Raw genomic sequence first — 3,216 nt, forward strand, 5'->3', positions numbered from 1 at the left:
CGGGGGTGATCTTGTCGCAGTTGGAGATGCACACGATGGCGTCGGCGCAGTGGGCGTTGACCATGTACTCCACGGAGTCGGCGATGATTTCGCGGCTCGGCAGGGAGTACAGCATGCCGTCATGGCCCATGGCGATGCCGTCATCCACGGCGATGGTGTTGAATTCTTTGGCGACACCGCCAGCGCGTTCGATCTCGCGGGCGACCAGTTGGCCCAGGTCCTTGAGGTGGACGTGGCCGGGTACGAACTGGGTGAATGAGTTGGCAATCGCGATGATCGGCTTCTTGAAGTCGTCATCTTTCATCCCCGTGGCACGCCACAGTGCGCGGGCGCCGGCCATGTTGCGGCCGTGGGTGGATGTTTTCGAGCGGTAATCTGGCATGGAGCACTCCGGGCGGCTAATCAGGAATCAAAAGGGAGTGAGCTTCTATTGACGTCTGGAACACTCAGAAATGGCCGTGTGTCCGGAAGTTGCCACTCGCGTCGCGGGATCGCCGCTTGCTTGGGCCTCGAGCTCATAAACCCGCCGGGGGATGACTGGCGATGAATAGGCTCGATTCTACACCGTCTTCCTGTAGGTGCGTCATCGATTGATCCTGGCATTCGTCAGCCAGCCCCACAGGCTGAAAACAATGAAGCTGACAGCGATGGTCATCAGCAAATGGGTTCCGGTTTGCGCAAGCGCTGCGCTGCTGATGGCGGCTGTGAGGAACATGATGCTGTTGCCTGCCGATGCCGCCGTGCCTGCGCTGCTTGAAAACAGCAACATCGCCGCAGAAATGGCGGCCGGGCGCACCAGGGTAACGGCCAGCGCGCTGACCAGCATCGGGATCAGCAGGGTCACCGTAGTGATGGCCTCAAAGCTGACAATCAGCGTTAGTGACACACCGGCGACGAGTAGCAACCCGAGGCCGATATTGATCTGCCGAGACAGCGAGATGCGTTTTTGCAGGTGCGAGGCCGCAACGCCACCGAGCAGGTAGGCCACGCCGTACACCATCAGCACCAGCGCGTACTGGTATTCGGAGAGTTTCAGCGCATCCATGAAAATCAGCGGCGTCACGCTGATCAGCGCGAAGTAGCAGGCGAACACCAGCGCGGCGATCCACCAGTAACGCAGGAAGTCGCGATTGCGTGCGACCGCTTTGAGTGTGCCGAGGATGGACACCGGCTCGCGGTGCGGGCTGGCGGACTTCGACGGCAGGATGCAGAACGCGTGGATCAACATGCCCAATGCCATCAGGGCAAAGCCGTAGAAGCTGCCTTGCCAGTTGAAAGTGGTTTGTAGCCAGGAGCCGATCAACGGTGACAGCGCGACAAACGAGCCGCTCAGGGTCATGTAATAGAGGCGCACACGGGCACGATCTTGTTCGTCGAACAGGTCTTCCACCAGCGCGTGACCCAGTACAAAGAACCCGCAGCCCATGGCCTGGACGCTGCGAAACAGCAGGAAGGTCAGGTAGTCCGTCGACAGTGCGCAACCGATGGCGCCCAGGATCGACAGCGTGATGCAGCCGATCAGGACTTCCTTGCGTCCCCATTTATCCGACAGCGGGCCGGCGACCAACTGAGAAATGGAAAAGACCAGGGTGAACAAGCTGATGGACAGTGCGACTTCGGCGGTAGGCGTATCGAACCTTTCAGCCAAGGCGGGAAAAGAGGGCAGCAGGATATTGATCGGGAAAAAACTGATCAGGGAAATGCAGGTGATTAGGATAAAGCGGGACAGTTGTTGGCGCTTTATATCGCCACTGATGGGGGGCGAGCAGGTGGACTCAGACATTGTTTTTGTTTTCCGGAGTAAAACCAGAAACCGATACTAGTCTGTGAAAAATGGAATTCAATCAAAAGTAACGTGGGCAGCTTCCCGGATCACCTGTAGGAACCGGCAAGCCGGCTCCTACAGGTGATCCGGTGTTACTTAGCTATTCGGCAACAACCGGCAAGTAATGCTCTTGATGTAGCGCGTCTCGGCAATCGCCGGGTGCACCGGATGATCCGGGCCCTGGCCACCGCGCTCCAGCATCTGGATATTGCGGTCCAGGTGACGGGCGCTGGTCAGCAGGATGTTTTGCAGGTCATCTTCCGGCAAGTGCATGGAGCACGATGCACTGACGAGGATGCCGTCCTTGCTGAGCAGGCGCATGGCCTGTTCGTTCAGGCGGCGATAGGCGCCTTCGCCGTTCTTCATGTCTTTTTTGCGCTTGATGAAGGCCGGTGGGTCGGCGACGATCACGTCGAAGCGTTCTTCGCTGGCCTTCAATTCTTTCAACGCTTCGAAGACGTCGCCTTCGATGCACGTCATCTTCTCGGCGAAGCCGTTCAGTGCAGCGTTGCGCTCCACGCCGTCGAGTGCAAAGGCGGAGGCGTCGACGCAGAACACTTCACTGGCGCCGAAAGCTGCAGCCTGCACGCCCCAACCGCCGATGTAGCTGTACAGGTCGAGTACGCGCTTGCCTTTGGCGTATGGGGCCAGGCGTGCACGGTTCATGCGGTGGTCGTAGAACCAGCCGGTCTTCTGGCCCTGGATCACCGGGGCTTCGAATTTCACGCCGTTTTCTTCCAGCGCGACCCACTCCGGCACCAGGCCGAACACGGTTTCGACGTAGCGATTGAGGCCTTCGGCATCGCGCGCGGCGGAGTCGTTCTTGAACAGAATACCGCTTGGCTTGAGCACTTGGGTCAGCGCAGCGATCACGTCTTCCTTATGGGCTTCCATGGTCGCCGAAGCGATCTGCACCACCAGGATGTCGCCGAAACGATCAACTACCAGGCCCGGCAGCAGGTCGGAGTCGCCGTAGACCAGGCGATAGAACGGCTTGTCGAACAGGCGATCACGCAGGGACAGGGCGACGTTCAGGCGATGCACCAGCAGCGACTTGTCCAGCGGCAACTTGATGTCGCGCGACAGTAGGCGGGCGCAGATCAGGTTGTTCGGGCTCATGGCCACGATGCCCAGGGTCTTGCCGCCGGCCGCTTCCAGGATGGCCTGGTCGCCTGCCTGGAAGCCGTGAAGTGGGGTGGCGGCCACATCGATTTCGTTGCTGTAGACCCACAGGTGGCCGTTGCGCAAACGACGATCGGCGTTGGCTTTGAGACGCAGGCTTGGCAGGGACATGACGTCGCTCCGGAAAAAAGAGCGGGAGTATACCCTTTGCGGGCCGATTCATGTGGGAGCTGGCTTGCCTGCGATGCAGACGGCGCGCTGTATCTGAC

Annotated in this window: 3 protein-coding genes; all 3 read right to left on the reverse strand. The window is 59.6% G+C overall.

Annotated features, from left to right (window positions below; genetic code table 11):
* On the reverse strand, nucleotides 1–382 hold a 382-nt coding region (locus tag ACRESD_RS20940), incomplete at its 3' end, for a dihydroxy-acid dehydratase (RefSeq protein ID WP_431752648.1).
* 201 nt (nucleotides 383–583) lie between these two features.
* Nucleotides 584–1,783 (reverse strand): MFS transporter, encoded by a 1,200-nt coding sequence (locus tag ACRESD_RS20945; RefSeq protein ID WP_431752649.1) that lies wholly within the window; start codon nucleotides 1,781–1,783, stop codon nucleotides 584–586.
* Nucleotides 1,784–1,921: 138 nt separating this feature from the next.
* Nucleotides 1,922–3,118 carry a class I SAM-dependent rRNA methyltransferase gene (locus ACRESD_RS20950; RefSeq protein WP_003195152.1) on the reverse strand — a complete coding sequence of 399 codons (1,197 nt, stop codon included), beginning with the start codon at nucleotides 3,116–3,118 and terminating at the stop codon, nucleotides 1,922–1,924.
* Between the last annotated feature and the right edge of the window lie 98 nt (nucleotides 3,119–3,216).

The organism is Pseudomonas sp. (assembly GCF_050739995.1).
Taxonomy (GTDB): Bacteria; Pseudomonadota; Gammaproteobacteria; order Pseudomonadales; family Pseudomonadaceae; genus Aquipseudomonas.